This window comes from Novosphingobium sp. G106 (assembly GCF_019075875.1).
Taxonomy (GTDB): Bacteria; Pseudomonadota; Alphaproteobacteria; order Sphingomonadales; family Sphingomonadaceae; genus Novosphingobium.
The window spans coordinates 2,001,026-2,022,573 of sequence record NZ_JAHOOZ010000001.1 but is presented as its reverse complement, the minus strand read 5'-3'; the positions used below and the strand labels follow the sequence as shown (position 1 = coordinate 2,022,573).

Annotated in this window: 15 protein-coding genes and 1 pseudogene; 9 read left to right on the top strand and 7 right to left on the bottom strand. The window is 61.1% G+C overall.

Annotated elements, in window-relative coordinates; genetic code table 11:
• Positions 1 to 3 precede the first annotated feature (3 nt).
• From KRR38_RS09675 to KRR38_RS09660, 4 genes and pseudogenes are all read right to left on the bottom strand, one after another.
• A complete protein-coding gene (locus KRR38_RS09675; RefSeq protein WP_217407187.1) occupies positions 4 to 924 on the bottom strand; it encodes a Gfo/Idh/MocA family protein in 921 nt (306 codons plus the stop codon).
• Between the two features lie 5 nt (positions 925 to 929).
• Complete coding sequence (araD1, locus tag KRR38_RS09670; RefSeq protein ID WP_217400948.1) at positions 930 to 1,910, bottom strand: AraD1 family protein; 981 nt, start codon at positions 1,908 to 1,910, stop codon at positions 930 to 932.
• Positions 1,907 to 3,470 (bottom strand): annotated as a pseudogene (locus KRR38_RS09665) (aldehyde dehydrogenase (NADP(+))). The gene araD1 and the pseudogene KRR38_RS09665 overlap by 4 nt, the downstream one beginning before the upstream one ends.
• 55 nt (positions 3,471 to 3,525) lie before the next feature.
• Positions 3,526 to 5,322, bottom strand: a complete 1,797-nt coding sequence (locus KRR38_RS09660) for an IlvD/Edd family dehydratase (protein ID WP_217400946.1) — start codon at positions 5,320 to 5,322, stop codon at positions 3,526 to 3,528.
• 54 nt (positions 5,323 to 5,376) lie between these two features.
• Here KRR38_RS09660 and KRR38_RS09655 point away from each other — a divergent pair, with 54 nt between their 5' ends.
• Positions 5,377 to 6,696 (top strand): sugar MFS transporter, encoded by a 1,320-nt coding sequence (locus tag KRR38_RS09655; protein WP_217400944.1) that lies wholly within the window; start codon positions 5,377 to 5,379, stop codon positions 6,694 to 6,696.
• On the top strand, positions 6,696 to 7,574 hold the full coding sequence (locus KRR38_RS09650) for an SMP-30/gluconolactonase/LRE family protein (RefSeq protein WP_217400942.1): 879 nt from the start codon (positions 6,696 to 6,698) through the stop codon (positions 7,572 to 7,574). Before KRR38_RS09655 ends, KRR38_RS09650 begins: the two co-directional genes overlap by 1 nt.
• A gap of 80 nt (positions 7,575 to 7,654) precedes the next feature.
• Here the strand turns inward: KRR38_RS09650 and KRR38_RS09645 are convergent, their stop codons facing one another.
• Complete coding sequence (locus KRR38_RS09645; RefSeq protein WP_254514724.1) at positions 7,655 to 8,896, bottom strand: MFS transporter; 1,242 nt, start codon at positions 8,894 to 8,896, stop codon at positions 7,655 to 7,657.
• Positions 8,897 to 9,318: 422 nt separating this feature from the next.
• Between KRR38_RS09645 and KRR38_RS09640 the strand changes: the two genes are divergently transcribed.
• The 4 genes from KRR38_RS09640 to KRR38_RS09625 all read left to right on the top strand — a co-directional run bounded on the left by KRR38_RS09640 (position 9,319) and on the right by KRR38_RS09625 (position 14,903).
• Complete coding sequence (locus KRR38_RS09640) at positions 9,319 to 10,290, top strand: acyl-CoA dehydrogenase family protein (protein WP_217400940.1); 972 nt, start codon at positions 9,319 to 9,321, stop codon at positions 10,288 to 10,290.
• Position 10,291: 1 nt separating this feature from the next.
• Positions 10,292 to 11,590 carry an acyl-CoA dehydrogenase family protein gene (locus KRR38_RS09635; RefSeq protein ID WP_217400938.1) on the top strand — a complete coding sequence of 433 codons (1,299 nt, stop codon included), beginning with the start codon at positions 10,292 to 10,294 and terminating at the stop codon, positions 11,588 to 11,590.
• Complete coding sequence (locus KRR38_RS09630) at positions 11,587 to 13,239, top strand: AMP-binding protein (RefSeq protein ID WP_217400936.1); 1,653 nt, start codon at positions 11,587 to 11,589, stop codon at positions 13,237 to 13,239. The genes KRR38_RS09635 and KRR38_RS09630 overlap by 4 nt, the downstream gene beginning before the upstream one ends.
• A gap of 65 nt (positions 13,240 to 13,304) precedes the next feature.
• A complete protein-coding gene (locus KRR38_RS09625) occupies positions 13,305 to 14,903 on the top strand; it encodes an alpha/beta hydrolase domain-containing protein (protein WP_217400935.1) in 1,599 nt (532 codons plus the stop codon).
• A 170-nt stretch (positions 14,904 to 15,073) separates the two neighbouring features.
• Here the strand turns inward: KRR38_RS09625 and KRR38_RS09620 are convergent, their stop codons facing one another.
• Both KRR38_RS09620 and msrB read right to left on the bottom strand, forming a co-directional pair.
• Complete coding sequence (locus KRR38_RS09620) at positions 15,074 to 15,301, bottom strand: hypothetical protein (RefSeq protein ID WP_217400933.1); 228 nt, start codon at positions 15,299 to 15,301, stop codon at positions 15,074 to 15,076.
• A 23-nt stretch (positions 15,302 to 15,324) separates the two neighbouring features.
• Entirely contained in the window at positions 15,325 to 15,843 is a 519-nt protein-coding gene (msrB, locus tag KRR38_RS09615) for a peptide-methionine (R)-S-oxide reductase MsrB (protein WP_254514723.1), read from the bottom strand.
• A 250-nt stretch (positions 15,844 to 16,093) separates the two neighbouring features.
• On the opposite strand from msrB, the gene KRR38_RS09610 reads away from it, so the two are divergent.
• The 3 genes from KRR38_RS09610 (at position 16,094) to KRR38_RS09600 (ending at position 21,409) form a co-directional block, all read left to right on the top strand.
• Complete coding sequence (locus KRR38_RS09610) at positions 16,094 to 17,842, top strand: amidohydrolase family protein (RefSeq protein ID WP_217400931.1); 1,749 nt, start codon at positions 16,094 to 16,096, stop codon at positions 17,840 to 17,842.
• 3 nt (positions 17,843 to 17,845) lie between these two features.
• Entirely contained in the window at positions 17,846 to 18,511 is a 666-nt protein-coding gene (locus KRR38_RS09605; RefSeq protein WP_217400929.1) for a TetR/AcrR family transcriptional regulator, read from the top strand.
• Positions 18,512 to 18,916: 405 nt separating this feature from the next.
• On the top strand, positions 18,917 to 21,409 hold the full coding sequence (locus KRR38_RS09600; RefSeq protein WP_217400927.1) for a TonB-dependent receptor: 2,493 nt from the start codon (positions 18,917 to 18,919) through the stop codon (positions 21,407 to 21,409).
• The last annotated feature ends 139 nt before the right edge of the window (positions 21,410 to 21,548 follow it).

Genomic DNA, 21,548 nt, shown 5'->3' with positions numbered 1-21,548 from the left:
AGTTCAGTCGTAGAATGCCTCAGTAGGGCGAGCGCGACCGCAAAGGAAGGCGTCCGCCACAAGCTGCAACGGAGCAAGGTCGACGTGGCTTTCGCCGCGTCGGACCAAGTCGGCGAACCGGCTGTAAAGCCGCGGGTACTCAGCCTCAACGTCGACGCTCTGAGCCGCTCCGTCGATTGCAAGGGTATTGCCGCCGTTGGCAAGCACCAGGCTCCCTTTGTCGGTTTCCACGCTGATATCCCAGCTTTGCGGACCGGTCTGGCGAAAATCGAACTCGGCGGCGATCGGCGTGTTTGCGCCGGTTGCCAGCGTCAGCCTGGCGGCGATCGGCGCGGCGCAATTGACCGGCACATCGAGTTCCGCGGATAGCACCCTGACCGGCTCCGGTAGAACTTCGGTCAGGATGGATAGCGCGTTGATCCCCGGATCGAAGACGCCGAATCCTCCGGGTTCCCAGATCCACGTCTGACCTGGATGCCAGACGCGCACGTCCTCCTTCCAGGCAATCGAGGCAGAGTGGATCTCTGCGCCCAGAAGCCAAGCCTTGGCTTGAGCAACTGCCGCCGCCTCGCGCGAATGCCATGAAGCGAAGAGCGACACACCCTGACGTTCGGCCAGGGCGATGAGCGCCTGAACCTCGGAGAGCGTTGCGCCAGGAGGCTTTTCGAGAAAGACGTGCTTGCCCGCGATCAAGGCTGCATGAGCTGCATCGAAGCGAGGCTGTGGAGGCATGCAAAGGATGACCGCGTCGATCCCCGGCTCGGCGTCCAGCATGGATCCGATGTCAGGATAGCTGCTAACACCTTCGGCGTGGGAATGGCGGCTCGCCACCGCAACCAGTTCGAGGCCCACCGTGCCCTCGATAGCAGGCAAGTGTTGGTCACGTGCGATCTTGCCGAAGCCGACGAGCCCCAGCTGCAACACTGCGTTCACAGCGCCTTCACCGAAATGACGCCCTCGTCAGTGCTTGCCTCGAGGATATTGCGCAAGGGCAGTTGAAATGCATCGGCCTCGATCTCGAATGTATCGCCCGGCTGCGCAGCAATACCGTCGCTGAACGACAGGGTTGCTGTGCCGAAGAAGTGGACATGCAAGTCGCCAGGACGCCGGAAGGGCGTATACTTGAAATGGTGATGTTCAAGATTGGCGATCGAGTGCGACATGTTGCTTTCACCCGACAGGAACGGCTTTTCCCAAACAACCGCGTTGCCGCGAAGAATGCGGCTCACGCCGGTTATGCGCCCGGGCAATTCGCCGAGCAGTAGCTCGGGGCCGATCCCCGCCTGGCGCAGTTTGGAATGGGCCAGCAATAGGTAATTCTGCCGCTCGGTCACGTGGTCGGAAAACTCGTTGCCGAGGACAAAGCCGAGGCGAAGAGGGGCCCCGTTCGCGCCGATCAAATAGACGCCGGCGATTTCAGGTTCTTCGCCGCCGTCGCCGGCGAAACAAGGAAGGCCGAGCGCTTGGCCAGAGGGCACGAGGATGTCGCCGTCGCCTTTGTAAAACCATTCGGGCTGAACGCCCGCCGCGCCCGTGGGCGGCTTGCCGCCCTCGAGTCCGGTGAGGAACATGCGCATCGAATCGGTAAGTTGGTCGCCGGCGGCCGCGGCTTTGTGCATTTTGTCGCGGCCTTCAGCCGAGCCGAGATGCGTGAGGCCGGTGCCGCTGACCAGCAGGTGCGCGGGATCGGGATGGTCGATCGGCGCGAGGAGCGTAACCTGCGCGAGGTGGATCTCCTCGGCTTGTCGGGTTTCGGCCAGCACCGCCATCTGAGCGCCCGAAGACAGGGCGTCGGCGGCGAGTGCGAGCGTCGAAGGCGTGTCATCAAGGCGCCAGGCCTTGCCCTCGCTATCAAGCGCGGCGACGCCGCGCATGCCGTCCTGAACGAATTGGATGAGCGAGCGCATCATGCCGCCCACTCGCCGTCAATCCGGCGCGGCAGGTGCCAGGGATTGGCTGCTTGCAGGGCTGGAGGCAGCAAGGCGTCAGGCATGTCCTGATAGCAGACGGCACGCAGGAACCGCATCATGGCGCCAGTGCCGACGGAGGTGGTGCGGCCGTCGGAAGTGGCAGGATAGGGACCCCCCGTGCACCATGGCATGGGTGACTTCTACGCCTGTTGGCCAGCCATTGGTGAGCACTCTGCCGGCTTTGGCTTCAAGCATGGGCACCAGAAGCGTTGCATCGGCGACATCACCAGGATCGAGCTGGATCGTCGCGGTGAGCTGACCTTCGAGAGCGGCTATGACCTGGGTCAATTCGATCTTGTCGCGGCAGCGAACGATTACCGCGGCAGCACCGAACACTTCCTCGGCCAAAGTCTTGTCTTTCAGGAATTCGTCCGCGCTGCTCTCGAACAGCGCGCCTGTGCAGCGGGTGGGAGCGTTGGCAGCAGGCCCCTTGGCAATGCGCCTTGCCCGTCCTTCCAGTGCGGCAATTCCAGCGACAAAATTGGCGTGGATGCCGGGCGTAAGCATGACCGGCGCATCTATCTTGCCCAGTGCTTCGGCAGCTGCGGTAGCAAATCTATCCAGACCCGGACCGTCGATCGCCAAGACGAGGCCAGGGTTTGTACAAAACTGTCCTGCGCCCAGCGTCAGCGAGGCGACGAAGGCAGCGCCCAACCCCTCGGCGCGGGCCGCCAAGGCCTGCGGCATCAAAACGACGGGATTGATGCTGCTCATTTCGGCGAACACGGGGATCGGTGCTGGTCGGCGCGCCGCTATCTCCACCAGAGCAAGTCCGCCGCCGCGCGAGCCCGTAAAGCCAACCGCCTTGATCCGGGGGTCCGCGACAAGTGCTGCGCCGAGGGAATTGGACCGGCCTGGAAGAAACGAGAAAATGCCTTCGTGCAAACCGCAACGGGTAACCGCATCGCGGACCGCCCGTGCGACCAGCTCGCCTGTGCCGGGATGGGCAGGGTGACCTTTGACCACAACAGGGCATCCCGCCGCAAAGGCCGAAGCGGTGTCGCCGCCGGCCACGGAAAAGGCGAGCGGGAAGTTGGATGCTCCGAAGACCGCAACCGGGCCGAGGGGTACGTTCATGCGGCGAAGATCAGCGCGCGGCGGGACCCGCTCGGGCAGGGCAGGATCGATCGTCGCGTCCAACCATAGGCCCGCCCGGACTTCGGCTGCGAAGAGACGCAATTGGCCGGCGGTTCTGCCGCGCTCGTTTTCGAGGCGGCCGCGGGGAAGGCCTGTCTCGGCCAGCGCGACGACAATCAGCTCATCGCCGATCTCGAGGATGGCATCGGCCACCGCCTCGATGAAGTCTGCCCGCGCGCTCGGGGCCAGGGCAGCGAATTCCGGAGCCGCCTGAGCCGCAAGGACGCAGGCCGCTGCCACGTCCTCGGTCTCCGCCTCGCAGAAGAGCTGAGCCATGGCCTCCCCGCTGGCGGGATTGATCGCCGGAAAAACCGAGGCGCGGCGAACGTCGCGCGCGCCGATGAGAATAGAGCCGTCTATCATCATTGGATTCCTGTCGAATGAACTTCAAATGGATTTGGGCAGGACTGAGCCCGCTCTAGTGATTGTCGCGCGGCAGCCCGCGTGTTTGGGCTACGCGCTGGAAAGCTTCAGTTCCTTCCAGGATCGCACCGGTTTCGAGCTCGCCTACCAGCGAGCGCTGGATCGCCTGCCAGGGTGTCTGCGAGGTCGGATAGGCGTAACCGCCTGCGGCATCGAGCTCAGCGCGCCGCGCCGCGAGCTCGTCGGCGCCGATCAGCACGTCGACGGTGCCGCGCCTGAGATCAATTCGCACGCGGTCGCCCGTTTCGAGCAATGCGAGCCCGCCGCCGGTCGCGGCCTCGGGCGAGGCGTTGAGGATCGATGGGCTGCCGCTGGTACCCGATTGCCGCCCGTCGCCGAGGCAAGGCAGATTGCGGACGCCTTCACGCAGCAGATAAGCCGGGGCGCGCATGTTCACCACTTCCGCGGCGCCCGGATAGCCGACCGGCCCGGCGCCGCGCATGACGAGCAAAGTACTGGAATCGATGGCGAGCACCGGATCGTCGATCCGCGCGTGATAGTCCTCGGGACCATCGAACACGACGACCGGGCCTTCGAAGGCCTCGGGATCGGCGGGGTTGGCGAGGTAGCGCGCGCGGAACTCGGGGGAGATCACGCTCGCTTTCATGATCGCGCTGTCGAAGAGGTTGCCAGACAGGACGATGAAGCCCGCATCCTCCATCAGCGGCTGACCGAACGGCCGGATGACCTTTTCGTCCTCGATCGTTGCATCGCGGCAGTTGTCGCCGATGCCAAGGCCGGTGACGGTCATCGCGTCTTCGCGGATCACCCCTGCGCCCATCAGCTGATTGACGACCGCCGGCACGCCGCCCGCGTGGTAATAGTCCTCGCCGAGATATTCGCCCGCGGGCTGCAGGTTTACCAGCAGCGGCACCTTGTGACCGTGGTCCTGCCAATCACGAATATCGAGTTCGACCCCCATATGACGGGCGATCGCGGCGAGGTGGATCGGAGCATTGGTCGATCCGCCGATCGCAGTGTTCACCGCGATGGCGTTGAGGAAAGCATCGCGGGTCATGATGTCCGAGGGCTTCAAGTCCTCGTGCACCATGTCGACGATGCGTTTTCCGGTGTGATAGGCGTTCTCCTGCCGGTCGCGGTAAGGTGCCGGAATCGCCGCCGAGCCAGGCAGTGACATGCCCAGGGCCTCGGCCAAGCTGTTCATCGTCGTGGCTGTGCCCATGGTGTTGCAGTAGCCGGTCGACGGCGCCGAACTCGAGACGAGCTTGATGAAACCGGTGTCGTCGATCTCACCTCGGCTCAGCATCTCGCGCGCTTTCCACACGATCGTGCCGCTTCCAGTGCGCTCTCCCTTGTGCCAGCCGTTGAGCATCGGCCCTACAGAAAGCGCGATAGCTGGAAGATTTACCGTTGCCGCCGCCATGAGTGCGGCCGGCGTGGTCTTGTCGCAGCCGATCGTCAGCACCACCCCGTCAAGCGGGTAGCCGTACAGCACTTCGACCAGGCCAAGATAGGCCAGGTTGCGGTCGAGTCCGGCGGTAGGACGCTTGCCGGTCTCCTGGATCGGATGGACGGGGAACTCGATGGCGATCCCGCCGGCCTCGCGAATGCCTTCGCGCACGCGCTCTGCCAGCACGAGGTGGTGTCGATTGCAGGGCGACAGATCGCTGCCGGTCTGGGCTATGCCGATGATCGGCCGCCCCGACCGCAGTTCTTCGAGGCTCAGCCCGAAGTTCAAGTACCGCTCCAGGTACAGTGCGGTCATGTCGATGTTGGCAGGATTGTCGAACCAGGCTGTGGATCGAAGCCGGCGTGGCGGAGTTGACGTCATCTGCTGCGATATATACTCATACTAAATCACTATCAACCGGTGAGGGGAAAATCGATGGCAGGTCCGGCACCAAGCTCGGGAACGCACCGTGCGGATCCCTCGGGCGCCAGCGCGCCTTACGGAAAATCCCTCGCGCTTCTCGCCACCCTGTTCTTCATGTGGGGCTTCATCACCGTCATCAACAATACGCTGCTGCCCCATCTGCGCAGCGTGTTCGAGTTAAACTACACGCAGACCACGCTGATCGAATCCGTGTGGTTCATCGCATACGCAGTCGCTTCGATGCCCTCGGCGTTCCTGATCGAACGGGTCGGATACAAGAAAGCGATCATCATCGGCCTGGTGGTGATGGCCCTGGGCGCGCTCGGCATGGTTCCGGCAGCTCGCATCCCCTCCTACGAAGTCACGCTTGTCGCACTATTCGTGATCGCATGCGGAATCGCGCTCTTGCAGGTGGCCGCCAATCCATATGTTGCGGTGATCGGTCCGCCCGAGACTGCCGAATCTCGGCTCACACTGGTTCAGGCATTCAATTCGATGGGGACCTTCTTTGCTCCCTATTTCGGAGGCTATCTGATTCTCAGCCGGACGGTGTCCGGCACGACGATGGAGGGCACTGCGGTCAGCTTGGAGCAGCGCGTGGGGGACGCACAGGCAACCCAATTGCCCTACATTCTCGTTGCGATCGTTCTGGCGATCATCGCTTTTGTAATTTCGCGCGCCAAGCTGCCGACTTTGGGTGAGGATACCCGCCGTGCGAACGCTGAAGAGCGCAAGCATCTCTCGCTGTGGAAGCATCGCAATCTGGTGTTCGGCGTCCCGGCAATCTTCATCTATCTGATCGCCGAGATCGGTGTCGCGAACCTCTTCATCAACTTCGTTTCGCAGCCGACAATCGGTAACATGACGCACGCCGCCGCGGCGAACTACCTGATACTGCTTTGGGGTGGAATGATGGTGGGCCGCTTCGTTGGTGCGGTCATCATGCGCCGCATCGCGGCCGAGAAGGTCCTTACTGCATTTGCACTCTTTGCAATGGCCGCGATGATCGGGGCGGCGCTGCTCCACGGGCCGGCCGCCATGTGGGCGTTGATCCTGGTCGGACTTGGCCATTCGATCATGTTCCCTACAATCTTTGCGCTCGGTATCCGGGGGCTGGGCCCGTTGACCGAAGAAGGCTCTGGCCTGCTCATTACCGCGATTGCCGGCGGTGCTCTTGTGGTGGTGCAGGGATGGCTCGCCGACACGTACGGGTTGCAGAACAGCTTCTGGTTGACCGTTGCCTGCGAGGTCTATGTCCTTTTCTATGCGGTGTGGGGCTCGAAGCCGACGCAGGCATTGCCGCCGGTATCGGCCCCGTTTCCGGCTGAATGATGAAGTTTCGTCCCGAGCCTGTCTGGCAGTTGAACGCGGAGCTGGGCGAGGGGCCAGTCTGGCTGCCTGAAGAAGCTGCACTTCGATTTGTCGACATCAAGCAGGGATGCCTACACCGCTTCGATCCTGTGACCGGTGGCCGCGAGACGACAGTAGTGGGAGGCAGGCCCAGCTTCATCGTCCCCGCGAGCGACGGCGGTTTGCTGGTAGGGTCGGGAAACTGTGTCTACCGCCTCGAGGACGGCAGGTTGGGACCAATCGTCGCCGCCATCACGCAGCCGGAACACAACCGCACCAATGACGCCACAGTCGATCGCCACGGCCGTCTCTGGTTCGGCACGATGGACGATAGGGAAATCGAGGCGACGGGATGCATTTGGTGCCTGGCTGAAGGCGAGCTCCACCAGGCGGGCGGCGAAGCCGTGGTGACCAACGGGCCGGCGACCAGCGGGGATGGACGGTTCCTGTATCACGTCGATTCCGGCCAGCAGGCGATCTGGCGGTTCGTGCTCGGCGATGGCCACGCGCTCGAAGGCGGAGAGATCATCGTGCGCTTCGGCGAGGGCGAGGGCTTCCCTGACGGCGTAGTCGTCGACAGTGAGGATTGTCTGTGGGTGGCGCTGTGGGATGGATGGGGCTTGCGGCGCTATACCTCCGACGGCGCATTGCTTCTCGACATTCCGTTTCCCTGTGCAAGAGTGACGAAGGTTGCCTTTGGTGGTGCCGATTTGCGCACCGCATTTGTCACGACTGCCCGCACTGGCTTGAGCGCTGGTGCGCTTGCGGAACAACCGCTTGCCGGCAGCCTTTTTGCGTTCGATGCGCCGGTAGCGGGAAGATTGTTGGAACCGGTACGCCTTTCGTCCGACATCTCATAGAACGGGTACCGAGGGGACTCGGTTGACAGACTATCCCGGACCTTCCGCTTAGCTTTCTAGTGAGACCGATCGATAGGATTTCAGGTGGCTAAGGCGCCGCGCATCATAGGATCGGAAACGTTCCGCGGAGGAAAGCGCCCCGTGAGAAAAAAGAGATAAGCGCCGACCAGAGTCACGCCGGCGCTTAGCGACAGGAACGCCGCATAGCTGTCAGCCAGACTGAGCGAGTAGCTCAGCATCACGGATCCAAACGCGGAGCCCAGGGTAAGCGAAACCGTCATGAAGCTCATGATCAGACTGTAGTTCCGCAGCTCAAATTTTCGCGAGATCAGATAGGCGCCGATATCTCCTTCTGCCCCTTGGGCCAGTGCCATGAGCAGGATTGAGCCGCTCAAAAGCCAAATCGAGTCGAAGGGCGAGGCCAAAGCAGCGAGACCAATCGCGGGCGCGCCGAGCGCCATGATGGCCACTTTGTGCACAGGGACACGGTCGAGCGCGGCACCGCATATGAAGCGCCCGATCACGACGCCGATCGCATAGAGCGACACGATCCAGGTTGCGCTTTGCCCCGTGGCCCCGTTTTCCGCGAGCACCAACTTGAGCTGGGAGGCGACCAGCAGCTGTGGAATGTTGACCAACAGCATGCCTCCGATTGCCAGAAGGAAAAGCGGAGAGGCGAAGAGCTTGCCGATCTCGCTCTTGGAGAGGCGGGGCGACTGGCCGTCACCTGGGGCTGCAGAGGCCGGTTCTCCGCCCCCCATCATGGCCATCGTGAAACAGCCCCCCAGAACGGTGACGACTGCGATGGCTCTAAAGCCGTTTCGCCAGCCGTAGACGTCAATGATTTGGGCCAGGAACGGTATCGCCAGCGCGGCAACCAACGGCGCGCCCGACATGACGATGGAGAGGGCTATGCCTCGGGCGCGGTCGAAGCGCTCGACGATGACCCGCGCGAAGACCATCGTTGTCGTCAGCGTGCCTAACAGCGACTTGACCACGATGATCGCCAGAAAGACCGCAAAACTGCCATTCATGAAGCTGAGTGCGAGATAACCCAGGGGAAGGGCAATGAAGCCAACGGCAGCGGCCTTGCGCGGGCCGACTCTGTCAGTGAAGCGTCCTGCGAGGGGAATCAGGAACATTGTTAGAAATGGCGTCGCGCCCACCAGCGCATATTTCGCGCGCGACCACCCGAACTCAGCAATCATGGCCGGCGCAAACAGGCTCATGACGTAATGGTTGAGGGCGAGGCCAAGGGCCATGCCAACGCTGGCCGCCGCTAGCTGCCGCCAGTTGTCCACGAATTCTGCGCGGTAGCCCAATGCATCCTCTCCCGTGTGATCCGCCTGTCATTTGCGATGCAGTGTCGCGAGTGGCGCGCATCGAGACGGCGGCCGGCACTATTGCATCTCGCCGGATGTATTGCAAATATAGCGCGCCATGCGGTGTTGTGAATTTCTGCCAACGCTTGGCACATTGCCAAAGCGCTTGGGAAGCAAGGGGTGAGGACTCTTCGAGCAGGCGCTGCTGGGTGGCAATTCGCAGGGGCCGATCACTACTCTGGGGTCACGCAACCGCACACGGCCCGCGGACCACTAAGTTTGTCGAACTTGAGAAAGTGAAATGACCATGGGGAGTTGCAATTTGTTGCGGCACGGGTATCAGGAAGTCCGACGCAGTAATGCACGGCATGTAGCGCATTATTCTCTTGGGCTCCGTATGACACTTGGCGAGGAGGCGAACTATGTATCTCGCGCCTGAAGGGCAGGAAATCGAGATCGCGGACGCTGCCGCCGGTTTCCTCGGCGAAACCATGGCGATCGAAAGGCTCCATGGGGCAGATGCAGCAGACATGAACGCTGTTTTGCGTAATCTGCTTGGGGACATGGGCTGGTTTGCGCTGGCCGTTCCCGAGGCTGACGGCGGCAGCGGATTGTCCGCCGTGGAGCATGCGCTGTTTTTCCGAGAGGTTGGACGCCAGTGCGGGCCCGTTGATATCCTGGCTCAGTGCCTCGCATCTAATGTCGCTTCGACCCAGGAGCTTAGAACCGCCCTGATGTCGGGACAGGCAGGGGTCGCATTGCTCGTCGTCGACGCTGAAGGCTACCGCGCGATCGGGTCCCCTGCCTCCGAATGGGGATTGCTGGTCTCGAACGATGAAGCCCGGCTCTATTTAATCGGCGATTTGCCAAGGACCGCCAGACCTTCGCTCGACCCTGCGAACTCGCTGGGCACGATCTCGAGTCTTCCCGATCCGGCAGCGAGCATGGCGGGCGAGCGGATCTGGCGTTTGGGGCAGCTTGGAGCGGCGGCCATGCTCGTGGGCATCGCGGAAGCCGCGCTCGACCTGATCGTCGAATATGCCAAAGTACGCGAAACGTTCGGACGCAAGATTGGCGCCTATCAGGCGGTGCGACATCCCTGCGCCGACATGGCGGTGCGGGTCGAGGCTGCGCGCTCGCAGCTCTGGTATGCGGCGACCGCATTCAAGGAGGGGCGGATTGATGCCAGTGTCCACCTGGACGCGGCAAAGCACATCGCGAACCAAACGGCGCTCGCCAATTCCGATACCAATATCCAGCTGCACGGCGGCATTGGAGTTACGGAAGAACACAACGCCCATTTGCTGCTGAAGCATACCATGCTGCTGGCGCGGATCTTCGGTTCCAAGCGCGCACTGCTGGGCAGTCTTCTCCACGCCCATTTGGACGACTGAGATGGATCTCTATTACTCCGACGCGGATCGCGAATTCCGGTCTCGCGCCCGCACATGGCTCAAGGCGAATGTTCCTGACTGGCCGCGCCCGGCGCACGGGTCCGAAGCGGCGGCGTTCGACCGCGAGTGGCAGCGCAAGATGTATGATCACGGCTGGGCCGGGGTCGCGTGGCCAAGCGAATACGGCGGTCTTGGTCTCTCAGGCTTGCAGCAGGTCATCTGGTACGAGGAACTCGCGCGCGCCAATGCGCCGCATTACATCAACACGACCTATATTGCCTTGATGCACGCAGGCCCGACGGTGGCCGCGAGGGGCACAGAGGAGCAAAAGAAGTTCCATTTGCCCCGCATCCTTCGCGGCGACTCGCTCTGGTGCCAGGGCTTTTCCGAACCCAATGCCGGTTCGGATCTGGCCTCGCTCAAGACGCGAGGCGTCGTCGAAGGCGATCACATCGTCGTCAACGGCGCGAAGATGTGGACTACCGATGCGCAGCATGCGGACTACCAGGAACTGCTCATTCGCACCGACCCGGACTCGCTGCGCCATAAGGGGCTCACCTGGATCATTTGCGACATGCGCACGCCGGGGATCGACATCAAGCCTATCCGCACCATGCTGCATGACGAGCACGTCAACATGGTGTTCTATGATGACGTCCGGATCCCGGTCAGCAATGTCGTGGGCGAGATCGGCGGCGGCTGGTCGACCGCTCTGGCAACACTGTCGTTCGAGCGGGGCCTCGGCTTCATTGGTGATCAGCTTGAGCTCTATGAACGAGTAGGCAGGGCGATCGACCTTGCAGGGAAGGTACGCCTCGAGGACGGCCGGCGTGCGATCGAGGATGATGGCATCGCGCAGCGGCTTGCTTCGATCAAGGCCGATACGATTGCGATCAGGTCGATGACATTGGCTGACATCGCCGAGACCGACAGGGCCGGCGTGCCGGGTCCAAAAGGATCCATGATGAAGCTGATGGTGACAACGACGCACAAGGCGCTCAGCGAAGTTGTCGGCGAGATGCTGGGCTGGAGCTTCCTCGAATTCGACGGCGATCGAACCGCCTATCCCTGGGTCTATGATTACCTTTGGAGCTGGGTTTTCAGCATTTCGGGGGGGAACGAGCGAGATTCAGCGCGAGATCACCGCCGATCGCTTGCTCCAGCTGCCCAAGGCGCGGTGATCTACCGCACCGCTCAAGGATTGCGGACCAATGCCGCGGCAATTCCCCGGCGCGGTGATGGAAGCGCAGGGATATTTCGGATCGAAAACGGCGAAACAGATTTCGAGAGCACGAGATGAAATGGACCAGGAAAACCGATCCCAGTGGCTTCGAGCTTCGCTGGTCCGCCGAGCTGGCGGAACGCTATCTCGAAGAAGGGCACTGGAAGGACAGCACTCTGGTCGATGCGGCCCGCAGCGCGCTGGCCAGCGATCCTGACCACCTGTTGCTCATCGAGGGGGAGCGGCGGCTGACACGCCGAGAAGCCTGGGATCAGGCTCTTCGCCTCGCCGAATTCTTTCTGTCACGTGACCTCAGGCCGGGTGATGTCATCTCGTTTCAGCTTCCCAACTGGGTCGAGACAGCGATCATTGCCTTGGCCGCACGAATGACGGGCCTCGTCATTAATCCGATCCCGCCGATCTACCGAGAGTCGGAACTAGCCTACATCCTCGCCGATTGCCGCTCGCAGCTGATCTTCATCCCAGGCACATTTCGCAAGCACGACTATCGGAAAATGCTAGACGGCCTGCGCGCCGCATTGCCCGATCTGCGTGACGTGGTGGGCGTCCGAGACGAGGGCGACCTCGCTTGGCAGGACATAATGGCGATGGCGCCAGCGAGTGATGCGTCGCTCCCCGAAGTCGATCCCGCTTCGGTCATGATGGCCATGTACACCTCCGGAACGACGGGGAAGCCGAAGGGCGTTCTCCACACCCATTACAGCTACGATCATCGGGCGCGGGCTATGGGAGAGGCCTGGAAAATCGGGCCCGAAGACGTGGTGTTCATGCCCTCGCCAGTCACTCATATCACCGGCGCGCTGTGGGCCTTTGACATGACCTGGATTCACGGGTCGGCCAGCGTGTTGATGGATGTCTGGACCGCAGAGGAGGGCATTCGTTGCATCGAGGAGAACCGCTGCACGGTGAACGGCGGCGCCACGCCCTTCCTGCAGCAGATGCTGGAGACCACACGAGATCGGCCTGAAGCGGTTGGGTCTTTGCGGCTATTCTTCTGCGGCGGCACGACGGTCTCGCCCGATCTCATTCGCGAAGCCAACGAGACTTTCCCGAATTGCCTGTTCTTCCGTTGCTACGGCTCGACCGAGATGGTGACGGCAACGCTAGGCATCCGGGATCGGTCCCAGGCCCGGCTCGGCGCTGAGACGGATGGCGAGATTGTCTATCCAGCTGAGCTCAGGATCGTCGATCCCGCGGGCGACAGAGAACTTCCCGATGGCGAGGAAGGCGAAATCATCGCGAGGGGGCCAGGCCTGTTTTTTGGCTATTCCCACCCCGCGGACAACGATGGCAATTTCGACGACGACGGTTTCTTCCGCATGGGTGACCTTGGCCGCATCGTGGAAGATCGCTTTGTCGTCATCACCGGACGCAAGAAGGACATCATCATCCGCTCGGGCGAAAATATCAGCCCCAAGGAGGTGGAGGATATCCTCTACACCCATCCTTCGGTCGCGGATGTAGCGATAGTTGCCATGCCAAGCCCAGCCACCGGAGAGAAGGGGTGTGCCTTCATAATTCCGCGGCCTGGGGCTTCTATCGACATGAACGAGATACGGCGCTTCCTGGATGCGGCCGGTCTCGCTCGGCAGAAATTTCCCGAACATCTCGTCCTCGAAGATGATTTGCCTCGCGTGCCGTCGGGCAAGATCAAGAAGGATGTCCTGCGGATCCGGGCCCGTGAGATAGCCGAGGCCGGCGAATAAAAACCGAAGCAGGCCGGAAGAGCCAGAACGAGAAAAGTGTCAGTATAAAAAATGGGAGAGGAAGTATGAAATTCAGCAAGACTATCGTCTTTGCAGCGGCCCTCGTCCTGTCGGCTCAGCCCGTGGCAGCCAAGAATGTGCCCGTCCAGGCGGCTGGCGCCACCGTTCTGTCACTCCCTCAAGTTTCTGGGCCCATCCTGGTCACTGCGCAGTCGAGGCCGTTCTTGGGAGCGCCGGCGGCGATCCTGGAGGCTGCAGGCTACGTGGAGGAAGAGTATTTCCTTTCCGGAAGCGCGAACACCTATGATTGGACCGGCTCGGGTCACGGCGTGAAGATTGTCGCCGGGCCGGGCAAATACGTCACCCGCATCCTGGTAATGCGACCGCGCGAGTCGGCCGGATTCGGCGGCAATGTCGAGGTGACCGTCCTGAACGCCAGTCTCAATCTCGACTTTGGCGGACCGACCGACTTTGCTCGCATGGTTAGACAGGGCGATGTCTGGATCGGCATTACGACGAAGGCCGTGACCGCGAATGCTTTGAAAAAGTTCGACCCTGTCCGCTACGCACCGCTCGACTGGAGCAATCCTGCGCCGGCTGAGCGACGTTGCGCGCAACCGACGATGATCCCGACTTACATGGCCGGGAGCAAAGAAGAAATGGAAGCGGCCCTCAGGTCAGGGGTCAAGAATAGCTGGCCCGAAAGCGAGGACGGTCTCGTCTGGGACATGCTCGGTCAGCTAGGTCTGCTGCTCAAGAGCGAGCACCGCAGCGTAATCCTTCCCGGCTTCAGCAAGCCATGGGTGTTCATGTCCGGAATCTCGCAGTCCGCCATCTATATCAGGACATGGATCGCGGGATTCCATGACCGCTACCGAACTCCCGATGGCAAGCCCGTATATGATGGCTACCTGGCGATCGTGGGACCCGCCATGATCCGGATCAACCAATGTGCCGCCGACGTCCCGCTGGACGATCCGCTGCAGAAGATCGTGCCGCCAAATGTCCCCTTCATATCCATCTCCTCCGAAGGCGAGATGTGGCAGGCCCGATATACCCACCAACCCGATCGCTTTACTCGCGGAGGCGGCATGGTGACTTATGAAGTTGCCGGCGCTTCCCACCGAGCTGCCGATGTCCCCGGACTTGCGCCGGACATGATTTCATTTCCCCCGCCAGCAGACCTGATGAAGGCTGGCTTCCAGATGCCGGCGCCTGGCGCGCAGAGAGCAAGCGCCGCGGGATCGGTGCCGAACGATTTTGTCTGGCAGCCTCTTGTTCGCGGAGCCTTCCACAATCTTGAGCAGTGGGCCCGCGCCGGGATCAGGCCGCCCCAGGCACCGGGTATTGAGCTCGACGCAAATCGTGAGATCAGGCGAGACGAACACGGCAATGCGATGGGCGGGCTAAGGATGCCGTACATTGAAGCCCCAGTTGCCTCGCATACCGGATATCTAACCGCAGGCGGAATGGGCGGTGTCACAGGCGCGAAGACCCCCTTCGCATTGGCGGAGCTGAGCCGTCTCTATCCGGACCACAACGCCTACGTGGCAAAGTTCTCGGCAGCGACGGACAGGCTTCTCGCGGGGCGGTGGATCTCGGCGGAGGATGCTGGTGCGATGACCGCCGCCGCAAACTCATCGCCAATCCCGGCCAAACCATAGCGATCCGGCGCGAAGGCGGATTGGCTATGCTGCAACGCCGTGGCCATGACACTAGGAAGAGGTTGCACGCGGTCACTTGGCGGCAGAAGTGTGTGATGGCACCGGGTGGTCAAGTCACTGTCCGCGGCAGTTGTGATCGCTTCAGCGCGTCGGGCGGCACCCGCCACGCTTCACTTTCCCTTGTAGTAGCTCTCGCGCGTGTTGCTCCAAACGATTTGGGCAATGCCGACGATAGCCAGGAGCAGGCCCCACAAGGCCCATTGTTTGTCGTTCGCCATGAAGCTGTCGAGAAAGGCGATGTTGAACCCTTGCAGGATCCAAATGCCGCCCATCAGCACCATCGCAAAACCGAGCAAGCTGCTGATGCCGCGCATGATGCCGTTGAAGACCTCGCTCATTGCTTCTTCTCCCGTATGGTTTGTTACGCTTTAGCCGGTATGAACGTCAGAGCGACGCCGTTCATGCAATAGCGCAGGCCCGTCGGTTTGGGGCCATCATCAAATACGTGACCCAAATGTCCGCCGCAGTCCGCGCAAAGCACCTCAGTCCGCACTTCAGTCATTGAACGATCTTCGTGCTCGATCACGGACTGCGCGATTGCGGCCCAGAAGCTGGGCCATCCGGTATGACTATCGAATTTGGTACCGGAGCGGAACAACGGTTTTGCGCATCCTGCGCATTTGAAAACGCCTTGGCGGTGCTCGGTCAGCAAGGCGCTCGAGAAGGGCTTTTCAGTCGCCGCCTCGCGCAGCACGCTGTAGCTTGCCGGAGTCAGCGTCGCCCGCCACTGCGCATCGGTATGGCTTACCGGGAACGTGCCGTCAGCCCGCTTTGGGCCTGAGCTTGTCGCCGGTGACTTGGCCGTAAGAGCGTATCGACCGGCAACAACGATTGCCACGGCTGCTACGCTGCCCATTCCGATCATTTCGCGCCGTGTCATTTCAGGGTTCCTCGATTTCCACGATCCCGAAGTGCGGGTCAGGAGGCCGGCACTGTAACAAATACCGGTCCAGGGATCCGGCTATATGCCACTTGGAGCTTCCTTGCGTCGCAATGCGGTCATGGCATCGGCTGTGTCAAGAAAATGCATCTATGCAGGTGCAATCCATTAGTGTTACAGCCTGTCACACAAAGAGGCGTCAGGCCTTTGGTTCATGTTGGCGCTTCGCGCCGGGAATGGGAGTTCGGCCATGGAAATTCGCTTGCTGATCAAGGGCGGTACGGTTGTCGACGGGTCGGGTGCCCCTGCTTACGCGGCAGATGTACGGGTGGCTGATGGGCGAATCGTCGAGATCGGCGCGAACCTTCAGGCGGGCCGCGGCGAGCGCGTCGTCGATGCCGGAGGGTGCTATGTCACGCCCGGTCTGATCGAGACTCACAATCACTGGGACGGCGGCGTCTGGTGGAATCCCAACCTCGAGCCGCTTCCCGGATATGGCGCTACCACCTCGATCAACGGCAATTGCGGCTTTTCGCTCGCTCCTGCACCGCAGACCGAGGAAGACCGGCAGAACGTCATCGATATCTTCAACTACTTCGAGGATATTCCCGAAGAGCCCATGCGAGCGATAGTCCCTTGGGACTGGAAAAAATGGAGCGAGTATAAGGCCTCGATGCAGGCTAAAGTGAAAGTGCCGCTGCATTTTGCAGCCTTTTGTGGCCACATCCCGCTTCGCCTCTGCGTCATGGGGCAGGACGCTTGGACCCGCGCCGCGACAGCTCCCGAAATCGAGGAGATGTGCGAACTGCTCGACGATGCTCTGGCAGCTGGCGCGATGGGCCTGTCCTCCAACTACCTCGACTATGACAAGTACGAGCGTCCGCTACCCTCGCAGCAGGCTGACGACGCGGAGTTTACCGCACTGCTTGGTGTGCTCGCCCGTTATCCAGGTGCGACCTTCCAAGTCATCCTAGACTACTTCATGCGCAAGACAGCCAATGCATCGCTCGAACGCTTCGGTCGGCTGGCGAAATCTGCCGGGATCCGCATGCAATGGGCCGGCATGCCGACGCTCGAATATATGGCCGATCAGTTGCCACGCGCGGAAGAGCTGCACAATCAGTTCAAGGCTGAAGGTCTTGACATCTTCACCTCTTTCAACGTGGTTTCGCCGACTTCGGTGATCAATTTCGGGCGCACGCTCGTGTTCGGGCAGAACGGGAACCCGGTGTGGCAGGAATTGGTGAACACGCCTGGCTGGGAGGGGAAGGCCGCCATGCTTGCAGATCCTTCATGGCGCGAGCGGGCTCGAACTTCCTGGGATAACCAGTTCGCCCATTCCTACCTGCACGTCCCCAGCGCAAATCTGCTGCGCGAGAGTGAATCGGGCTATGGGCCGACCGGCGTGACGCTGGCCGATTACATGGAACAGAGCGGTATCGAACATCCCTCTGATGCTTTGGCGGAATGGGTCCTCACCAATGGCCAGGAATCGACCGTTCTCAAGAAGAGCTGGGAAGAAGACGAGGCGGTGCTCGAAAAGCTCCTGGTCGATACGCACTCGCTGGCCAATGTTAGTGACGCCGGCGCCCACGGGAAGCTGTTCTGCGGCGCAGGCTATAATGTGTTCCTCCTCACCGATTATGTGCGCGACCGCAAAGTCATCTCGCTCGAGCAGGGCGTGCACATGCTGACCTGGCGTCTCGCAAGCTTCTTCGGCCTGCACGATCGTGGACTTATCGAGGTCGGCAAGGTGGCGGACATCACTGTGTTCAACCTCGACGAGATCGAGATGCGCCCTGAAAAGAAAATTTGGGACGTGTGGGACGGAACTGGCGGGCGGACCTATCGCTATACCCGCGATCCGGCGCCGATGCGGCTGACGCTGGTCGCCGGGGTGCCGACATTCGACCATGGCGAATTCACCGGACGTTATCCGGGTGAGTTCATCGGGCCCGAAATGCCAAACGCCCATTCGCTGTCTGTCGCGGCGGAATAGGCCTTGCCTGCAGCGCAAGCACAGTCGCGACCGCTGCCCGGCGATTTCCAACGCCGGCGCAAGGAGGACAACCGCCAGCAATTGCTGGCGGCAGCCACGGTCGCATTCTGCGCGGAAGGCTATTTCGCGGTTTCCATCGATGAAATCGCTTCGGCGGCCGGGGTCAGCAGGATGACGTTCTATCGGCACTTCAGAAGCAAGGCGGCGCTTGCTGCCGAATTGTTCAAGCTAAATTCCCAAGCTGCCATGCCGCGCTTCGTGGCCGTCGGACACCGTGATTTCCGGGATCATATCGTAGTTCAGGATTGGATCATGGAGCTCTTCGCCGCCGACCGTGCCAGCGGGCCGATCTTGCGTGTGTTCATGCAGGCCAATGCCGATGAGCCGGGATTCGCGGAGCAGGCCCACGGTTTTATCGGCAGCCTCATAAGTGAACTGGGCCGCATCATCCCTGCGTTCGCGCTCGACTCTGCCGCACCATTGCACCGGAAACGCTGGATCGAAGCCTGGCTGCTGCTTTATGAAATTCTAGACCAGGGCAATCATGCCGCTCGCGGCGCCAGCGTGGCTGCCGATCCTTTGATCGCTGAAGTGGTGGCTCATCGTTTTGTGGCTTTTGTAAATGGTGACGCGAGGATCGGCGCGGAGGCTGCGTTGCTCTCAATGTAAGCCATGAAGCTAGAATCAAGCAGTTTGGCTTGAGCTTTCCTGGATTGTACGCGGGGGCTGGGCCTGTCAGCTGATACCCAAGCTTGATGTAGCTCAGGTTACGCCAATGGCACCTGGCATTGCGGCGGCATTTGCTGCGCACGCCCAGTTCGCCCAAATCGGTGATTTTGCAGCGGCTGCTGATGCAGCAAGGCCACACTTGCGCCGGAATCTCGCCGTAAAAACTCACACTATATAATTTATCGATTAACACTCGTGAGTCTATCGGCTAATGAAATTGCCGTGATGCATATGCAATCGCTGACGCGGATTCGTTCGCGGGAAATCGAAGTGTCTTGACCTCGGGGTTTAAGCCCAAGGCGGGGTTAGTATTTGGGCCATTGAGCCCGGGGAGGGGAGTTACCTATGTCGAGCATGATCCTGCGTTCGCTCTGTGCGACCACCGCTATTACGCTTGCACTGCCTGCGATGGCTTCCGCACAGGATGTGGCCACAAGCGGTGCTGCTGCGAGCGATAGCGGCGAAATCATCGTCACAGCGCGCCGCGAGGCGGAAAGCCTGCAGGACGTTCCCGTCAGCGTGCAGGTCGTCACGGGCGATGCGCTCCAGAAGCAGGCGATCACATCGGTCGAAGAGATTTCCAAGCTCGCGCCGGGCCTGACGCTGGTTAACGCTGGCTCCAATACCGGAGTGACCTTGCGCGGCGTGACCTGGCAGCCGGGTTCGGGCACGCCGGCGACGCCGATCTACTTCAACGAAGTGCCGTTCGATCCAGCTCAGACGATTGTTTCGCTGTTCGACGTCGGCCAGATCGAAGTGCTACGCGGACCGCAAGGAACGTCACGCGGCGCGCCTTCCATTTCTGGCGCCGTGACGATCACCACCCGTAAACCCGATCTCGAGCAATTCGGAGGTTATATCCAGGGCCTCTACGGCTCGGCCGACCACTGGGACGTTCAGGGAGCGGTCAATATTCCGATCATCAAGGATATGCTGGCGGTCCGCTTCGCCACCAACATCGAGGAAAGCGACGCCAACCGCATCTACAGTGTGAACAGTTCGGTCCAGCCGAAGTTCAAGGACCGCACTTATCGCGCCACAGTGCTGTTCAAGCCGACCGATACTCTGACGCTCCAGGCGATGTATCAGCGCCGCAGGACTCTGACCCGTGCCTATACCCAGGTCGCAGGGACCGGCAGCCCGGGATTTGCGGGTGTGCCCGGTGCATCGCCGGCGATACCGGCTCACTTCAACGGCCCGGCGCTGACGCTGGCCGACCGCGCCTCGGTTCAGGATCTTCCGAGCGTTGCCGATCAGCACATCGATCTACTCACGGTCAATGCCAGCTGGGAAGTCTTCGGGCATACGCTGAGCTATAACTACGGCCGCCAGTTCAATCGTAGCCCGATTCAGTTCAACGCCGCAGACCCGCTGAATATCCTCCCGGGATTCGAGGCCTCCTCCCAGTTCGGCAACGTGAGCCTACCCAAATTCACGACGCACGAGGTTCGCTTGTCCTCGCTTCCCGATGCCGACCGCCCGTTCGAATATGACATCGGCTGGTTTTCGAAGCATTCTGGCGGCGAGGGTCTCTACTTCCTGAACCAGACCTATCTCGCCGGGGCATTCGGCAGCCCCGCGACTGCGGGCCCTGGCGCATCTACCACGCCAAACCAGCGCTATGTGCTGAACAGCAATACGAATATTCGGATTGGCCAGGTCTTCGACAGCTTCTACGGGAACGTGAGGGCTCATATCGACGAACGTACCGAGTTCACGGCCGGCCTGTCCATAGTCAGGGACCGGGTGCCGGTGGATCTCAATGTCCAGACATTTGCCGCCTTCAACGCCTTTGCAAATCCGCTACTGCCGTCACGCGCCTTCTGTCCGTTTGCCGCCCCGGGCGCGATCGCCAGCCCTGTCTACACGACAGGCGTCGTTTGCGAAGTCGGCATTCCCGACGGCTTCCGGAATTCAACGCAGCATAACAACGACAAGTATACTGCTGCACTCTATAACTTTTCCCTGTCGCACAAATTCGGCGAGGACCTGCTGATATATGCGACGACAGGTAGTTCCTTCCGCACCGGCCTTCCCGCGATCAACAACCCTGGCCTTCCCGCGAACCTCACCACGCCGCTTCCGGAAACTGCAAAATCCTATGAACTGGGAGCAAAATTCAATTTCGGCCGCCGGCTACGGATCAATGGTGCGATCTTCCAACTCGATTACAAGAACCAGCTGACCACGTTTGAAGGCGTCAACTATTACAACACGGTCAGCGCGGCCACCGCGCAGACCAGCCTTGCATTCTACCGCAATATCAACGCCCGAGTGCGCGGATTCGAACTGGAAATCGCGGGTCAGCCGATCGACAATCTGTCCCTGAGCGCCAACTTGAGCTACTCGCAGATCAAGTCGCAAGGGGGCCAGGTCCCCTGTAATAATCCGGCCCGCCCGATCAACGCGGCAAATCCAATCAACTTCTGCGCGTCACCGAAAGGCCAGGTACTCAACACCCAGGCGCCGTTCCAGGCTTCGGTCAATGGCGGCTACGAAATACCTTTCAGTGAGAACATCGCCGGCTACTTCCGATTTAACGTCAACTATCAAGGCAACAATCCGAATTTCGGGAACTTCCGAACGGGAACAACTTTCAAGAGTACCCCGAGTTACGCGATCGTCGATCTGTTTGCCGGTCTAACCGGCAATGAAAGCGGCTGGGATTTGGGGGTCTATGCCAAGAACGTGTTCGACAAGCAGGTCGAGCTTGGCCGGGTGGCAACGATCAACTCGGTCTACACGACCTTTGCCGCCCCCGCGGGCTACGACGTCGTTCGGGCCTCGCGTCCCCGCGAGATCGGCGTGACGCTGCGCTACGCCTTGGGTTCGCGCTAAAAAGGCCCGGACTCCGAGCAGGCCGCTGGCGGAATTTCTCCCTCTGCCAGCGGCCATCGCACAGGATATTCCTTGCGAAGGGCCTGCGGCCGGACACGGATGCCAGAGCGAACGAAGGTTTTTGCGGAATTGAAAAACC